Below are 12,650 nucleotides of genomic sequence, written 5' to 3'. Positions count from 1 at the left end.
ACCGCCGAGGGAGAACTGCCGATGCCCCGCGTGCTCCTCATCGAGGACGACCCTTCCGTGCGCGAGGGGGTCGAACTCGGCCTGCGCCGCCGCGGCCACGACGTGCGGGCGGTCGCGACCGGCGAAGCCGGTCTCGCCGCGCTGGCCGAGTTCAGCCCCGATCTGCTGCTGCTGGACCTGATGCTGCCCGGTATGAACGGCGTACAGGTCTGCCGGCGGCTCCGCGAGTACAGCCAGCTGCCGATCATCATGCTCACCGCGCGCGGTGACGACTTCGACGTGGTCATCGGGCTGGAGGCCGGTGCCGACGACTACATCGTCAAGCCCGCCCGTACCGAGGTGATCGAGGCCCGCATCCGTGCCGTACTGCGCCGCATGGACGACGGCCAACCGGGCCGCCAGGCCATCGAGGTGTACGGCGAACTCACCATCGACCGGGTCGGACTGACGGTGACCAAAGCGGGCCGCCCGCTCACCCTCGCCCCGTCGGAGCTCAGGCTCCTGATGCATCTGTCCGCCGCCCCGGAGCAGGTGTTCAGCAGGCAGCAACTGCTGGAGAACGTCTGGGAGCACAACTACCACGCCGACGCCCGCCTGGTCGACGCGTGCGTCGCCCGCCTGCGGGGCAAGATCGAGGACGAGGCCGGCACCCCGCGCTACGTCCAGACGCTGCGGGGCTTCGGCTACCGCTTCGGCCCGCTGTGAACGACACCGCTGGACCGGGCGACGGCCGGGAACGCGGCGAACGGCGGCTGCGGGTGCGGGCGTTCGGCCTGCGTACCCGACTGCTGGCCGCTTTCCTCCTGGTCGCCGCGGTGAGCGCCGGGACGACGGCCACGCTGACCTACCGCGAGGCCCGCAACGCGCTGTTGCAGACCGCCCAGGACACGGCGGTCTCGACGTTCCGCGAGCACGTCCAGCAGACGGGATTCGCGCTGCCCGTACAGGAGGAGGGCGTCGAGGAGGTCTTGCAGGACCTCGCCCGCAGGGGCAAGCCGCGCCCGTGGGTGGTGTTCGCCGAGTACGGCTCGGTCCGCGCGTCCTCGGGCGAGAACCCCGTCTCCACCGTGATCACCCCCGAACTGCGCCGGGCCGCGCTGGACAACCCGTACGGCAGCTTCCAGCGGGTCGTGAAGGACGGCGTTCCCTACCTGACCATCGCCATGCCCACCGTCTTCAAGACCGGCCCGTACAGCGTGCTGCCCAGCGGACTCGTCCTGTACGCCGTCATGCGGTTGACCGACGAGCAGCTCAACGTCGACGCCCTCCTCGTAGCGGCCCGGGACGGAGCTCTGCCCGGCCTCGCCGTCGCGCTGATACCCGGCCTGATCGCCGCGCGCAGTGTGCTGCGCCCGGTACGGGAGCTGAGCCAGGCGGCCCGAAGCATGGGCAGCGGCAAGCTCGACACGCGGATTCCGGTGCGCGGGAGCGACGAACTGGCGGACATGGCACGCACCTTCAATAAGTCGGCGGGACAACTGGAGGACTCTGTACACGAGTTGCGCGAGGCGGAAGCGCGAGCCCGACGCTTCGCCTCCGACGTCTCGCACGAACTGCGCACGCCTCTCGCGGGAATGCTCGCCGTCACCGAGGTGCTCGACGAGGGAGCGGACCACCTCGACGCCGACACCGCCCGGGCGGTCCGGCTGGTCAGCGCGGAGACCGGAAAGCTCGCCGTGCTCGTCGAGGACCTGATGGAGATCTCCCGCTTCGACGCCCGCGCGGCCGAGCTGAACGCCGACGAGGTCGACGTCGCCGAGGCCATCCGCAAGACCCTCCAGAACCGGCACTGGGACGACGACGACCGGGTCCGTGCCGAACTCCCCGTCGGCATCCGGGCCCGGCTCGACCCGCGCCGCTTCGACATCGTGATCGCCAACCTGGTCGGCAACGCCCTGCGGCACGGCGGCGCGCCGGTCACCGTGCGCCTGCGCACCGGGGAACGCCCCTCGGGAACGCCCGTGCTGATCGCCGAGGTGGCGGACCGGGGCCCCGGTATCCGCCCCGAATCATTCCCGTACATCTTCGACCGCTTCTACAAGGCCGACGCGGCCCGTACCCGCTCGGCGGGCAGCGGCCTGGGGCTGGCGATCACCCAGGAGAACGTACGGCTGCACGGGGGAACCATCCGCGCGGGGAACGCCCCCGGCGGCGGCGCCGTCTTCACCGTCGAGATCCCGCTGCACGCGGAGACCGCGCTCCGAGGCGAGGAGAGGTCCGGATGATCGGCGCACGGCCGTTTCGACGCAGGCATCCCCGACGCGCGGCCGCCGTTGCCGTCGCGATAGCGGTGCCGCTGCTGCTGGGCGGGTGCGGCATCCAGGGGACCGGCGTCGTCGAGGCGGGCGGCCCCGCGACGGTCGAGGCGTTCTTCATCCGCGAGACCGAGATGCTGCTCTTCTTCCGCGCCCCCCACGGAGGGGTGAACCCCGTGATCCGGACGACGGAGCCCGCGAGGGGCTTCGGCGGCGAGTACTCCGAGGGGGGCACCGACGCCCCGGGTTCCGAGGGCGACCCCGGACCGGCACCGACGGAGAAGGTCCTCCGGACTCTCCTCGCCGGACCGGCGAAGCAGGACCGGGCCGCGGGCCTGACGACTTCCCTGCCGGCCCTCCGCCCCGGCGCGAAGGTAGGGGTGGGGCCCTCGTCGGACGGCAGGATCACCATCCACCTCCCCTTCCCCCTGAAACCCCTGGACGCCACCGCCGTACGCCAGTTGACCTGCACGACCGCCTACAGCCAGGCCGCCGACGGCCGGATCGTCGTGGAGCTGAAGGGCCAGGACGGGGCGTCGAGCTCCACCACCTGCGACCTCACCCCGGGAAGCACGGGAAGCACCGGAAGCCCGGGAAGCACCGGAAGCACGGGAAGCGGGCCCACGGTTTCCCCGTGACGTCCGGTTCCGGCCCTGCCGGCCAGGACATGAGATCTTCATGCCCGGGTCGTGACGGCCTGGCTTTCGGGAGCTCGCCGTGTCGATCACGGCCGGGCAGCGCACCGTCGGGCCGTCCGGCCATACTTGCCTGACCATGATCAGAGGAATCCGGTCGCTGCTGCGCGGCTCCACGTACGCGGGTGCCCTGTTCGCCTATTGCGGCGCGTTGGCGAGCCTTCCCCTGCTGCCTTTCGCGGCACTGCCGGCGATGGCGTGGTCATCGGCTTCAGCGGGAGTGCGGTTCGCTCTGACCGTGCTGGTCTGGTCCGTACTGGTCGCGGTGATCGGGCTGGCCCGTACCACGCGGCGGGTGCTGATCGCCTGCGCCCGGCGGATGCTGGGGGTGCCGCTGCCGGATCCCGTGGTCGAGCGTCGGCGTAAGGGCTCGCCTGGTGACGGCTCTTCCACGGCGTCGGGCGCCGACCGCCTGCGGACCCCGCTCTGGCTGCTGTCGCAGGTGGCGCTGGGGTGGGCGGGGGCGCAGCTGAGCGTCCTGCTGTTCATCGCGGGCCTGCTCCTTCCCGGCGGTTGGGCAGGCGCCGAGGCCGGGTTGAGCGTGAACGGCTGGACGCTGCGGGCGGAGGGCGGCTGGCAGAGCTGGGCGGCGTCGCTCTTCTGTCTGCTGCTGGCGGCGGCCCTGTGCCTGGCGGTGACGCACGCTCTGCGGTGGCTGGCGCCCAGGCTGCTGGGCCCGTCGTCGGCCGAGCGGCTCGCGCTGGCGGCCGAGCGCGAGCGGGCGCTGGCCGAACGCAACCGGCTGGCCCATGAGTTGCACGACTCGATCGGTCACACGCTGACGTCCGCCACGATCCAGGCGGCCGTGGCGGGCGAGGTGCTCGCTGCCGACCCGGTGGCCGCCCGGGCCGCCCTGCGCAGCATCGAGCAGTCGACCCGGGCCGCCCTTGAGGATCTGGACTACGTGCTGGGCATGCTGCGCGAGGAGAAGGCGGGAACGGCCCCGGCCCGGGCCCTGACCGACCTGCCCGAGCTGTTCGACCGGATGCGGCACGCGGGCGCGGAGGTGGAGCCTGAGATGTCGGGCGACTGCGCGCAGGTGCAGGGGACGCTGTCCCGGGCGGCGTACCGCATCCTCCAGGAGGGCCTGACGAACGCGCTGCGGCACGGAGCGGGCGGTCCGATCCGGGTCAAGGTGGCGACCGCACGGGACTCGCTGGAGCTCGACGTGGTCAACCGGACCGGAGCCGGGAGCGGCATGAGCCGGGGCGCCTTCCCGACGTCCGGGCACGGCCTGCCCGGCCTCCTTGAGCGCGTGCGGCTGCTGCACGGCGAAATGGAGGCCGGTCCGGAAGGCCCGGAGCACTGGCGGCTCACGGTCCGGCTGCCGGTGCGCCTGCCGGTGTGACCGCTGCCGTGCCTCAACGGGTGTGGAGGCCGCCCGGCGACACGCTGCATGCAGGGGAACCAGCCGCTACTTGAGCCTGCGGGCCGTCCCTGACCTGCAAAAACGCCCCCACCCGCAGTCCGGTAGTGAGTGCCTGCCTGCCTGCCCTGCCCTGTCTGCCTGCCTGCCCTGTCCTGCCCGTGGACGTGATGGCCGCCGCTGCCTCATCCGCTGTGCCGGAAGCCCCTGCCGGTGCGGTCGAGGGGGTCGGGCGAGAGGCCGAGGAAGCGGTCGCGGAGGGTGTCCCAGGTGGTGAGCCGGGTGAAGTCGGGGGTGTCGAGGATCTCCTGGCGGTCGGTGAGGAAGGGGTTCGGCAGCAGCACGGTCATCATCTGCTCGTCGCGGCCGTTGAACAGGCGGACTCCCCAGCTGACGGGGGCTCCGTCGGAGCCGAGGCTGCGGTAGAGCTCGGCGCGGGAGCAGCGCCGGACGCGGCCGAGTTCGGGCCCGGAGCCGGTGTGCTCGCCGATGCACAGGTGGAAGTGCCAGGCGCCGAAGTCGACGGTGGCGTAACCGTCGTTCATGGTGATGGCTGTGGGGGCGCAGGGGGCGCCGACCTCCCAGGCGGCGCCTTCGATGATGGGCCCGAAATGGATGTGCTGCCAGTGGTCGGTGAAGACGGTGGTGACGAGGTCGAGGAGGGTGGCCTCGTCTACCGGGAGGGGCCAGACGTGCTGGGTGCCGCCGCCGGGGGTCTCGATGACGGTCGGCTCGGTGGTGGTCATGAGGTCGTCTCCTTGGGGTTGAGGACGCAGTCGCCGCAGATGCCCGCTCCCGGCACGCGGTAGTACAGGCAGCAGCTGCGGCGGCGGAAGGCGAGCGGCCCGGCGGGGGTGGGGCGGCAGGTGCCGGCGCCCGCCAGCGGAGGCCGGTCCAGCAGCGCGCGGACGAGGGGTGCGACGGGGTGAGGGGCGTGCGGCTCCCTGGCGATCAGGACGCGCTGGGCTCCGATCAGAGCGGAGGCGGCGTTGCCGCGCAGGGTGTGCGGTGAGACGCCGGACACGCGCCGTACGGCGTCGGCCCAGGCGGTCAGGTTCTGTACGGCGACGGTGTGGCGCAGGGCCGGGAACGGCTCCTGGTCCACCTCCCGCGGGTCGGGCAGCCACAGGTCGAGAGGACCGGACGCGGGCAGGCGCCACCACAGCCGGTCCGGCCCCAGATCGGGGACGCGGCCGGTGAACGCGGCGCATGCCAGGGCGATCGACCAGAGCCGGGAGGCGGTGCCCAGGTGCAGGGTGGAGGCGGCCACCCTGGGCTGGTCGGTGCCCAGCCGGCCGGCGACGACCCGCAGGCACTCCGCCAGCCTGTCCGAGTCGCCGTACAGCTCGGTCATCGGCCGGAAACGGTCGCCCGGAGGGCGGGCCCCAGCGGCCACGGCGAAGTACGGTCCGATGCCGGAGATCCGCGCCAGGACGCTGGGGGTGATGACCGCGGTCACCATGTCCGTACCGTCCGCGTCAGCTCGTGGAAGCCGCGGGTGCGGACGACCTGCCCGTCCGGTCCGGTGAGGGTGAGCCGTTCCCCTCCGTCGCAGCTCACCCGCGCGAGCACGTCCGGAGCGCCCGGTTCCGCGACGGCCAGTCCTTCCCGGGCCAGAGCCCGTTCGAGGAGCGGGAGCACATCGGGTGCCGCATCCACCGCTACGGCGGCCCGCGCGGTGCGGCGCAGTCCGAAGCTGCCGGAGACCGGGTCGAAGGCGAGGTGGTCGGCGTCGAAGGCGGCGGCGACGGCTCCGCTGCGGATCAGGTCCTCGGGCGCTCCCGCGTGGACGCGGGAGTCGCGGTCGACGAGCCATACGGCGTCGGCCACGCGCAGCGCCAGCTCCAGGTCGTGCGTACTGACCACGACGGTGAGGCCCTTGTCCCGGGCGAGGTCGCGCAGCAGCACGGTGAGCGCCACGCGTGAGGGCACGTCGAGGAAGGCGGTCGGCTCGTCGAGGAGGACGACCTCGGGCTCCTGGGCCAGCGCCCGCGCGGTCAGGACGCGCTGGCGTTCGCCGTCGGAGAGTTCGGCGGCCGCCCGGCCCGCCAGGTGCTCCGCGCCCACCGCCTTCAGCGCCCACTCGACGGCCGCGTGGTCCGCGGCCGTGAGGCGGCCGGTGAACCCGGTGTGCGGGTGGCGGCCGAGCCCGGCCAGTTCGCGTGACGACAGCAGCCCGGGGTCCACCCGGTCGGTCAGGACGACGGCCAGCCGTCGCGCGAGAGAGGCCGGCGGCTGGTGCGCCAGGTCCGCCCCGCCGATGCGTATCCGGCCGCCGAGCGGCGGCAGGAGTCCGCACAGGGTCCGCAGCAGCGTGGACTTGCCCGCGCCGTTGGGCCCGAGCAGTACGGTCAGTTCGCCGGCCCGCGCCTGAAGGTCGAGCCCCGACAGTACGGCCCGGCCCGCTCCCCGCCGACGCGGTGACCGGGTGCGGTAGCCGACGGCGAGCCCCTGGGTGGCCAGGCCGCCGGGGCGGTCCGGTCCGTCGGCCGTTTCCGTGACGGGTTCGGTCAGGGTGTCGGTCACGAGGCCACTCCTTGTACGCCGCGGCGGCTGCGGATCAGGAACGCGATGACGACGGGTGCGCCGAACAGTGAGGTGATGGCGTTGAGCGGCAGCACGGAGTCCGTACCGGGCGGCTGGCTCAGCAGGGCGCACGCCAGGGCGAGGAAGGCTCCGGCGAGCATCGACGCCGGGATGAGCGCCCGGTGGTCCGAGGTCCCCAGCGCCACCCGCGTCAGATGCGGGACGGCCAGGCCCAGGAAGGCGACGGGTCCGCAGAACGCGGTCGCCGCGCCCGCCAGCAGGGAGGTGCCGAGCAGCGCCAGATCGCGGCTCCGCCGTACGTTCAGCCCCATGGTGCGGGCGTAGTCCTCGCCGAGCAGCAGGGCGTTCAGCCGCTTGGCGGTGAGCAGTGCGCTCAGCAGTCCCGCGCCGACGACGGGCAGCATGACCTGGAGGTCGGGCCAGGTCGTGGCGCTGAAGCTGCCCAGGCCCCACATGACGAACTGCTGGGCGCGTTCGGGCCGGGCGTAGACGAGCATCACGCCGACCACCGCGGTGGCCGCCGAGCCGATCATGACGCCGATGACGAGCAGGGTGACGGCCGACCGCACCCAACGGGAGAGGAGCAGGACGAGGGCCAGCACGGCGGCAGCGCCGAGCGAGGCGGCCAGTACGACACCGACGCGCCCCAGCCCGGCCAGGTTCCCGGTGAAGCTCCCGGCGACCCCGCCGGTGCCGACGACCACGGCGGCGACACCCATGCTGGCGCCCGAACTCACCCCGAGGGAGAACGGGTCGGCCAGCGCGTTGCGGAACAGGGTCTGCATCTGCACGCCCGCCACCGCGAGGGCGGCGCCGACGGCGGTGGCGGTCAGCGCGCGCGGCAGCCGGACCTGCTCGACGATCACCGTCCACCGCGGGTCCTCGGCGGTGCCGCCGAACAGGACCCGCACCACCTCCGCCACCGGCACCGGATGGGAGCCGGTCGCGATGGTGAGGACGAACAGCGCGGCGGTACCCGCCCCGAGGGCCAGGACGACGGCGAGGCGCCGCCGCCCTGGCCGTACCGCCGGCGGGGCTTCCGGAGCGGTTGCCGTGCATGTGGTCATGCCTTGGGCACCCGCGTGTAGAAGGTGAAGGTGTGGTCCTTCGCCCGGTCCGGGTGGATCAGCGCGAAGAGGTCGGCGAGGACCAGGTCCGGGCGCAGCACACCGCGTTCGAAGTAGTCGTTGCCACCGCTCGGGCCCAGCGCCTTCGTGTTCGTCCAGACCGCACCGTCGGAGAGGGCCTTCAGCTGCCCGTAACGGCTGTCGGCCTTGACCGCGTCGGCGGTGGACTTCCACTTCTGGTCGGCGATCCAGACCGGCGCCTCGCCGCCCTTGGCGTACACCGCCTCGAAGTTCAGCTGCACGTTGCCGGTTCCCGCCTCACCGGCCCAGGGGTAGGTGCCGCCCGCGTCCTTGATCAGCCGGGCGGCGTAACTCCCGCCGGCGGGCATGTACCAGGTGCCCTGGTGCATCGTGCCCGGCAGCACCTCGACGGGCTTGCCCGCCGCGACCGCCATCGCGCCCTTCTCGGCGACCTTCCGGTAGTCGCCCTCGATGGTGTCGAACACCTCGCCGGCGCGTTTCTCCGCTCCGGTGAGCGCGGCCATCGCCTTGACCCACTCGGCGCGGCCGAGCGGACTGGACTCCAGCCACTCGGCGTTGGCGACCACGGCGATACCGGCCTGACGCAGCTTGGGATACTGCGGGTCGTCGGTGCCCTGGGTCATCAGCACGTCGGGCTTCGCGCCGATGACCGTCTCGGCGTTGAGGGTGCGGTCCTTGGCGTACTCGGTGACCTTGCCCGCCTTCACCCGCTCGATCACCTGGGCCGAGGAGATGTTCGCGGCGCTCGCGACGCCCGTCAGGGCGTCCAGGGTGCCGGTCTCGGTGAGCAGCGGCAGGTGGGTGGTGGAGGCGGAGTACAGGCTCTTGACCGGAACGGTGACCTGCTGTGCGGATGCCAGCTCACCGGTCAGCTCCGGTGTCGGCGCACCGCACTTCACCAGCACGTACGACTCCGGCTTGCCCTTGGGATAGGGCTCGTTGACGGTGAGGACCTGGTAGCTCTTCTCGTACCGGAGCGTGAAGTTCTCCGCGTGCTTCACCGTCGACTTGACCGGGAAGTAGTCCTTGCCCGGGTCGAAGTCCTTGATACAGCCCTCACCACCGGACCGGGCCTCGGCGTCGGCGGGCGGGCCGGTGTCGCCGCCGCACGCGGTGAGCGTGAGGGCGACAGCGAGGAAGGCGGCCGCGGCGGCCTGACGGCGGCCGGGCATGGCGGATCGTACGGACAAGGTGACTCCTGGTGGCACGTGTGGGCAGCGCGCACCGGCACTCCGGGGCGCGTGGTACGGCGTACGGGAAGGGACCCGCTGAGGAAGGAGTCGTCAGAACCTGAGGAAACGGGTCCGCGCGTGAAGCCGGGCAGGTCGGCCCCGCAGGGCCACGGGCAGCACAGAGCTGCCGCCTTGGGTACGCAGGCACACGGGTGCCACCGCCTCTCCTGGGGAAATCCGCCCCGTACATCGAGGTGCGACGGCGTGAGTCTCCTGACTCGGGATCAATGCTCCTCCGGCCTTCCCACCCCGGATGGGGCGGTGGCCATGGCGGATTCGCTCCCCCTACACAGTGGCGGTACCGTGCCGGAATCTCACCGGCTTCCTCGTTCCGCCGTCGCTTGTCGGACGGAAGCATCGCAGAACCGGCCACGACCACGCCAGACCCACATCTGTGCGACCAGCCACAGAGGGCGTCGCCCTGAGGTGTCCCGCGACGGCGGGACGGGGCGCGCGAAACCCGGGTCGCTGACCTGGGCCGCCTTGGCCGTGGTGCGGGTGATCAGTTGGGGAACTCCCGCTCCAGGAAAGGGAATCTGCGGCTCCCGGTCTCCTCGTGCACTGTCTGAACTGGACGTATGTGATGCTGTGAGTCGTTCAGTCCGGACCTCCCCGAACCCTGACTGTCCCGGAGTTCGGCCGTGCCCGTCCCCGTGGCCAGTCGCCGGGGTTGCTGTCTCGGCCGACGAGCCCGCGTCGGCCGATGCCCGGTTCGGCGGCGAGCGTGCTCATCGCGTTCCGGGCAGCCGCCGTCACCGTCCGGCCGGAAGTCAGGATGCAAGACAGCCGAAGCAGGCTGCGACGAAGCGACGTCGAGAGACGCGGACCGGGGGATGCGATGAGCGGCGCAGGCGAACAGCCACGCCTTCGAGTGAAGACGGACCGGCTGACGGACCTCGCCGATGACCTCGGCGGTATGCAGGACTACTTGGACAAACAGGTCAAGCGCATGGACGTGGTCGTCGACCGGATCGAGGCGGGCTGGCGGGGCCCGGCCGCCCAGGCCTATCGGGACCTCCACCGCGGCGCGGCCGAGGACGCCGTACGTATCCGCCTGGTGATCCAGGCACGTGAACAGGCCATGCGGTTCAGCCGGGACGGGTTCTCGGATCTCTTATAAGCGGACGTGCCGATGGCGGCCCGGCTTCTGCCGCTCGTCGACGTCCGGGGGGCGGGACGGGCTCCGCACGGCGCTGATATCGGAGTGCGCACAGGTCCGGGAGGGTGACACAGTCACTGCCGTGACCTTGATGAACATGCTTGTCGACTTCGCTCGAACCGGCCGAATCGGTCCGCTTCACTGCGGAATGCCCCTGGCCAAGGCCGAGGACATCCTCGGCCCGGGGCGGCCGCACCCTGCCCATATCATGAAGGGGCCCGACATCGACGGCTACCCGTACTCCTGGGGCGGGCTCAAGCTGGACGTCACCAAGCGGTCGGTCAGCGGAATCTGGATCCACCTCTGGCCCGGTTCGACAGCGAACCTTCCCGCTCTCGTCCTGCCCGAATCAGAGTCGTTCGAGGCCACTGTGCTCCGCGAGGAGCTGCTCACCGCCCTGGACACCGCAGGCTGTGAGCATCACGTCAACGACAAACTCACCTTCGGCCAGCAGTCCAGCATCCTCACTCGGCCCGCCGACGTCTACGCGGTCTTCAGCCTCCCGGGCCGGGACAATCATGTGCCTCACCGAGACCGTCACTACCTCGACGTGATGCACAAGTACACGGCTGACACCGCTGATTCGGAAAGAGTGATCCGGTCAACTGCGCCTTCGATGGGAGCGGACTTCCAGTCGGTGGCGGATCCGGCGGTGTCATCCGCGTCGAAGTCGCCTGGGAGTCCGGCCGCGAAGACGCCGATGCCGGGAAGGCCGACTGCCGTCGGCTCGGTGATCCATTCGGTCAGGTGCAGGCCGTCGAGCGTGGTGAGCGTTTCAACGGCAGGTAGGCGGCGATCAGTTCGTCGCGCGCCCGGTCGTCACCGGCCTGGTCCGCGACGGCCAGCCCCGCGTGTTCCGCGTCCATGAGCCGCGTCCCCAGCCCCTTCAGGGGAGCGGTCCGCCGACCACGGTGCCTTACACCAGCGTTGGCAAGTTGGGTGGCCGAAGCGTGCGTTGGTTCGACGGACCGGCCCGTGATGACTCTGAGGGTCGGCGGCCGCGGCTCGGCGGCGGCAGCGGGCAGGGAGACTCCCCGCGCCATCCTCGATACGTCATCGTCGATCCGAGCCGACCGTGTCCGTGACACGGCCGGCCCTTGTGCGTTGGGGTTGCGGGCGGTCAGTTGCCGGAGGCCTGGCGGCGCATCCGGGCGGCGAGCAGCAAGCCCGCCCCGGCAACGAGCGCGGTGCCCGCGCCTCCCGCGATCAGGGGCGTGACGCCCGCGCCGGTGGAGGCCAGCTGAGTGCCGCTGCCGCTCTGCGGGGTCACGGCTGTGTTGCCGGCGCCCGTTCCCGTGTCCTTCTTGTTGTCGCTCCCGGTGTCGGCACCGGAACCGTCCTGGTCCTTCTGACCGTCGTTCTTGTCGTCCTTCTTGTCGTCGTGCTCGTCCTTCTCCTGCTGGGCCTTTTCGTCCTTCTTCCGGGCTTCGTGCTGACCGGTGAGCAGGAACGCGGCACGGTCGGCGGGGGTGCCCGCCAGAGCGGCACGGCCGGCCTTGACGAGCTCGGGGCCGCCCCCGTCGATGATCTGGGCTATCTCTACGCGGTTGTCCTGGTCCCGCAGCTCGTGCTGCGTCACCTCCAGGAAATGGCGAAGCTCGGCCGGGGTCGGGGAGCCGTTCAGGAGCTTGCTGATCGCTTCGCTGAGGATGGGGCCGTCCCAGCCCTCGTCGATCCGGGCGAGCTCGACCCGGTCGTCCTCGGCCTGCGCGAGGTGGCGGCCCTTCTCCAGGAAGGCGATGCGGTCCGCCGGAGTGCCCAGAAGGGCCTTCTTGGCGGCTTCCTTCAGCGCGGGACCGGCGTTGTTGACCAGGCGGGCGATCTCGATCCTGTTGTCGGTGTCGCGAAGCTCGTGCTGGGTGACCTCGTAGAAGTGGCGGAGGTCTGCCAAGGTCCGCCCGTCGGTCTTCAGGAAGGCCTTGATTCCTTCCTCCAGGTGGGGGCCCGCGGAGTGCAGGAGCTTCCCGATGGCGATCCGGTAGTCGTCGAGACGGATGCTGTGCTGGTCGGTCTCGATGAACGTGCGCATGGCCGCGGGGCCGTCGGCGATGGCCTTGTGGCCGGCCTTCTTCATGTACTCGCTGGCCATCGGGTCGGCGATGATCGCGAGGATGGTCTTGCGGTCCTGCTCCGCCTGGTCCTTGTCGGAATCGTCCGCGGCCTCGCGGTCGGGGGCGGTCGGAGCCGGCGGGTTGGTGGTGGACGCGGCGGCCTGGTTCGTGTCGGCGAACGCCGGCGACGCGAGGAGGACGGCCGGAGCCAGGGCAGCGGTGGTCACAGCTGCGGC

General features: G+C 71.6%; 12 protein-coding genes, 1 pseudogene and 1 riboswitch. Of the genes and pseudogenes, 5 read left to right on the top strand and 8 right to left on the bottom strand.

The window, feature by feature from the left end; genetic code table 11:
- The first annotated feature begins 21 nt into the window (after nucleotides 1-21).
- The 4 genes from ACZ5WC_RS09515 (at nucleotide 22) to ACZ5WC_RS09500 (ending at nucleotide 4,298) form a co-directional block, all read left to right on the top strand.
- On the top strand, nucleotides 22-705 hold the full coding sequence (locus tag ACZ5WC_RS09515) for a response regulator (RefSeq protein ID WP_468540260.1): 684 nt from the start codon (nucleotides 22-24) through the stop codon (nucleotides 703-705).
- The gene (locus ACZ5WC_RS09510; protein ID WP_468540259.1) at nucleotides 702-2,225 is read left to right on the top strand and encodes an ATP-binding protein; all 1,524 of its coding nucleotides are present in this window, start codon (nucleotides 702-704) and stop codon (nucleotides 2,223-2,225) included. Before ACZ5WC_RS09515 ends, ACZ5WC_RS09510 begins: the two co-directional genes overlap by 4 nt.
- Nucleotides 2,222-2,893, top strand: coding sequence for a hypothetical protein (locus ACZ5WC_RS09505; protein WP_468540258.1), 672 nt, complete (start codon nucleotides 2,222-2,224; stop codon nucleotides 2,891-2,893). Before ACZ5WC_RS09510 ends, ACZ5WC_RS09505 begins: the two co-directional genes overlap by 4 nt.
- A gap of 79 nt (nucleotides 2,894-2,972) precedes the next feature.
- The gene (locus tag ACZ5WC_RS09500) at nucleotides 2,973-4,298 is read left to right on the top strand and encodes a sensor histidine kinase (RefSeq protein WP_468540257.1); all 1,326 of its coding nucleotides are present in this window, start codon (nucleotides 2,973-2,975) and stop codon (nucleotides 4,296-4,298) included.
- Nucleotides 4,299-4,501: 203 nt separating this feature from the next.
- Here ACZ5WC_RS09500 and ACZ5WC_RS09495 read toward each other — a convergent pair whose 3' ends face one another.
- Genes ACZ5WC_RS09495 through ACZ5WC_RS09475 form a run of 5 tightly spaced genes read right to left on the bottom strand, consistent with a single transcriptional unit; the run spans nucleotide 4,502 to nucleotide 9,162 of the window.
- Nucleotides 4,502-5,062: a DUF7676 family protein gene (locus ACZ5WC_RS09495; RefSeq protein WP_468540256.1), complete on the bottom strand. Its 561-nt coding sequence runs from the start codon at nucleotides 5,060-5,062 to the stop codon at nucleotides 4,502-4,504.
- Nucleotides 5,059-5,778: a (2Fe-2S)-binding protein gene (locus tag ACZ5WC_RS09490; protein ID WP_468540255.1), complete on the bottom strand. Its 720-nt coding sequence runs from the start codon at nucleotides 5,776-5,778 to the stop codon at nucleotides 5,059-5,061. The genes ACZ5WC_RS09495 and ACZ5WC_RS09490 overlap by 4 nt, the downstream gene beginning before the upstream one ends.
- On the bottom strand, nucleotides 5,772-6,842 hold the full coding sequence (locus tag ACZ5WC_RS09485) for an ABC transporter ATP-binding protein (protein WP_468540254.1): 1,071 nt from the start codon (nucleotides 6,840-6,842) through the stop codon (nucleotides 5,772-5,774). Before ACZ5WC_RS09485 ends, ACZ5WC_RS09490 begins: the two co-directional genes overlap by 7 nt.
- Nucleotides 6,839-7,930 carry a FecCD family ABC transporter permease gene (locus tag ACZ5WC_RS09480; RefSeq protein WP_468540253.1) on the bottom strand — a complete coding sequence of 364 codons (1,092 nt, stop codon included), beginning with the start codon at nucleotides 7,928-7,930 and terminating at the stop codon, nucleotides 6,839-6,841. Before ACZ5WC_RS09480 ends, ACZ5WC_RS09485 begins: the two co-directional genes overlap by 4 nt.
- Nucleotides 7,927-9,162 carry an ABC transporter substrate-binding protein gene (locus ACZ5WC_RS09475; RefSeq protein ID WP_468540252.1) on the bottom strand — a complete coding sequence of 412 codons (1,236 nt, stop codon included), beginning with the start codon at nucleotides 9,160-9,162 and terminating at the stop codon, nucleotides 7,927-7,929. The genes ACZ5WC_RS09480 and ACZ5WC_RS09475 overlap by 4 nt, the downstream gene beginning before the upstream one ends.
- A 228-nt stretch (nucleotides 9,163-9,390) precedes the next feature.
- Nucleotides 9,391-9,579, bottom strand: a riboswitch (cobalamin riboswitch).
- A 463-nt stretch (nucleotides 9,580-10,042) separates the two neighbouring features.
- Between ACZ5WC_RS09475 and ACZ5WC_RS09470 the strand changes: the two are divergent.
- Nucleotides 10,043-10,315 (top strand): annotated as a pseudogene (locus ACZ5WC_RS09470) (WXG100 family type VII secretion target); the annotation flags it as partial.
- A 397-nt stretch (nucleotides 10,316-10,712) separates the two neighbouring features.
- Here the strand turns inward: ACZ5WC_RS09470 and ACZ5WC_RS09465 are convergent.
- The 3 genes from ACZ5WC_RS09465 to ACZ5WC_RS09455 all read right to left on the bottom strand — a co-directional run bounded on the left by ACZ5WC_RS09465 (nucleotide 10,713) and on the right by ACZ5WC_RS09455 (nucleotide 12,641).
- Nucleotides 10,713-10,904, bottom strand: coding sequence for a hypothetical protein (locus ACZ5WC_RS09465; RefSeq protein WP_468540251.1), 192 nt, complete (start codon nucleotides 10,902-10,904; stop codon nucleotides 10,713-10,715).
- Between the two features lie 202 nt (nucleotides 10,905-11,106).
- A complete protein-coding gene (locus ACZ5WC_RS09460; protein WP_468540250.1) occupies nucleotides 11,107-11,229 on the bottom strand; it encodes a hypothetical protein in 123 nt (40 codons plus the stop codon).
- Nucleotides 11,230-11,483: 254 nt separating this feature from the next.
- Nucleotides 11,484-12,641 carry an ALF repeat-containing protein gene (locus ACZ5WC_RS09455; RefSeq protein ID WP_468540249.1) on the bottom strand — a complete coding sequence of 386 codons (1,158 nt, stop codon included), beginning with the start codon at nucleotides 12,639-12,641 and terminating at the stop codon, nucleotides 11,484-11,486.
- Nucleotides 12,642-12,650 lie beyond the last annotated feature (9 nt).

Source organism: Streptomyces sp. NPDC033165, from assembly GCF_055577965.1.
Note: the sequence above shows the minus strand (reverse complement) of the source record. Positions and strands in the feature narration are given on the sequence as shown.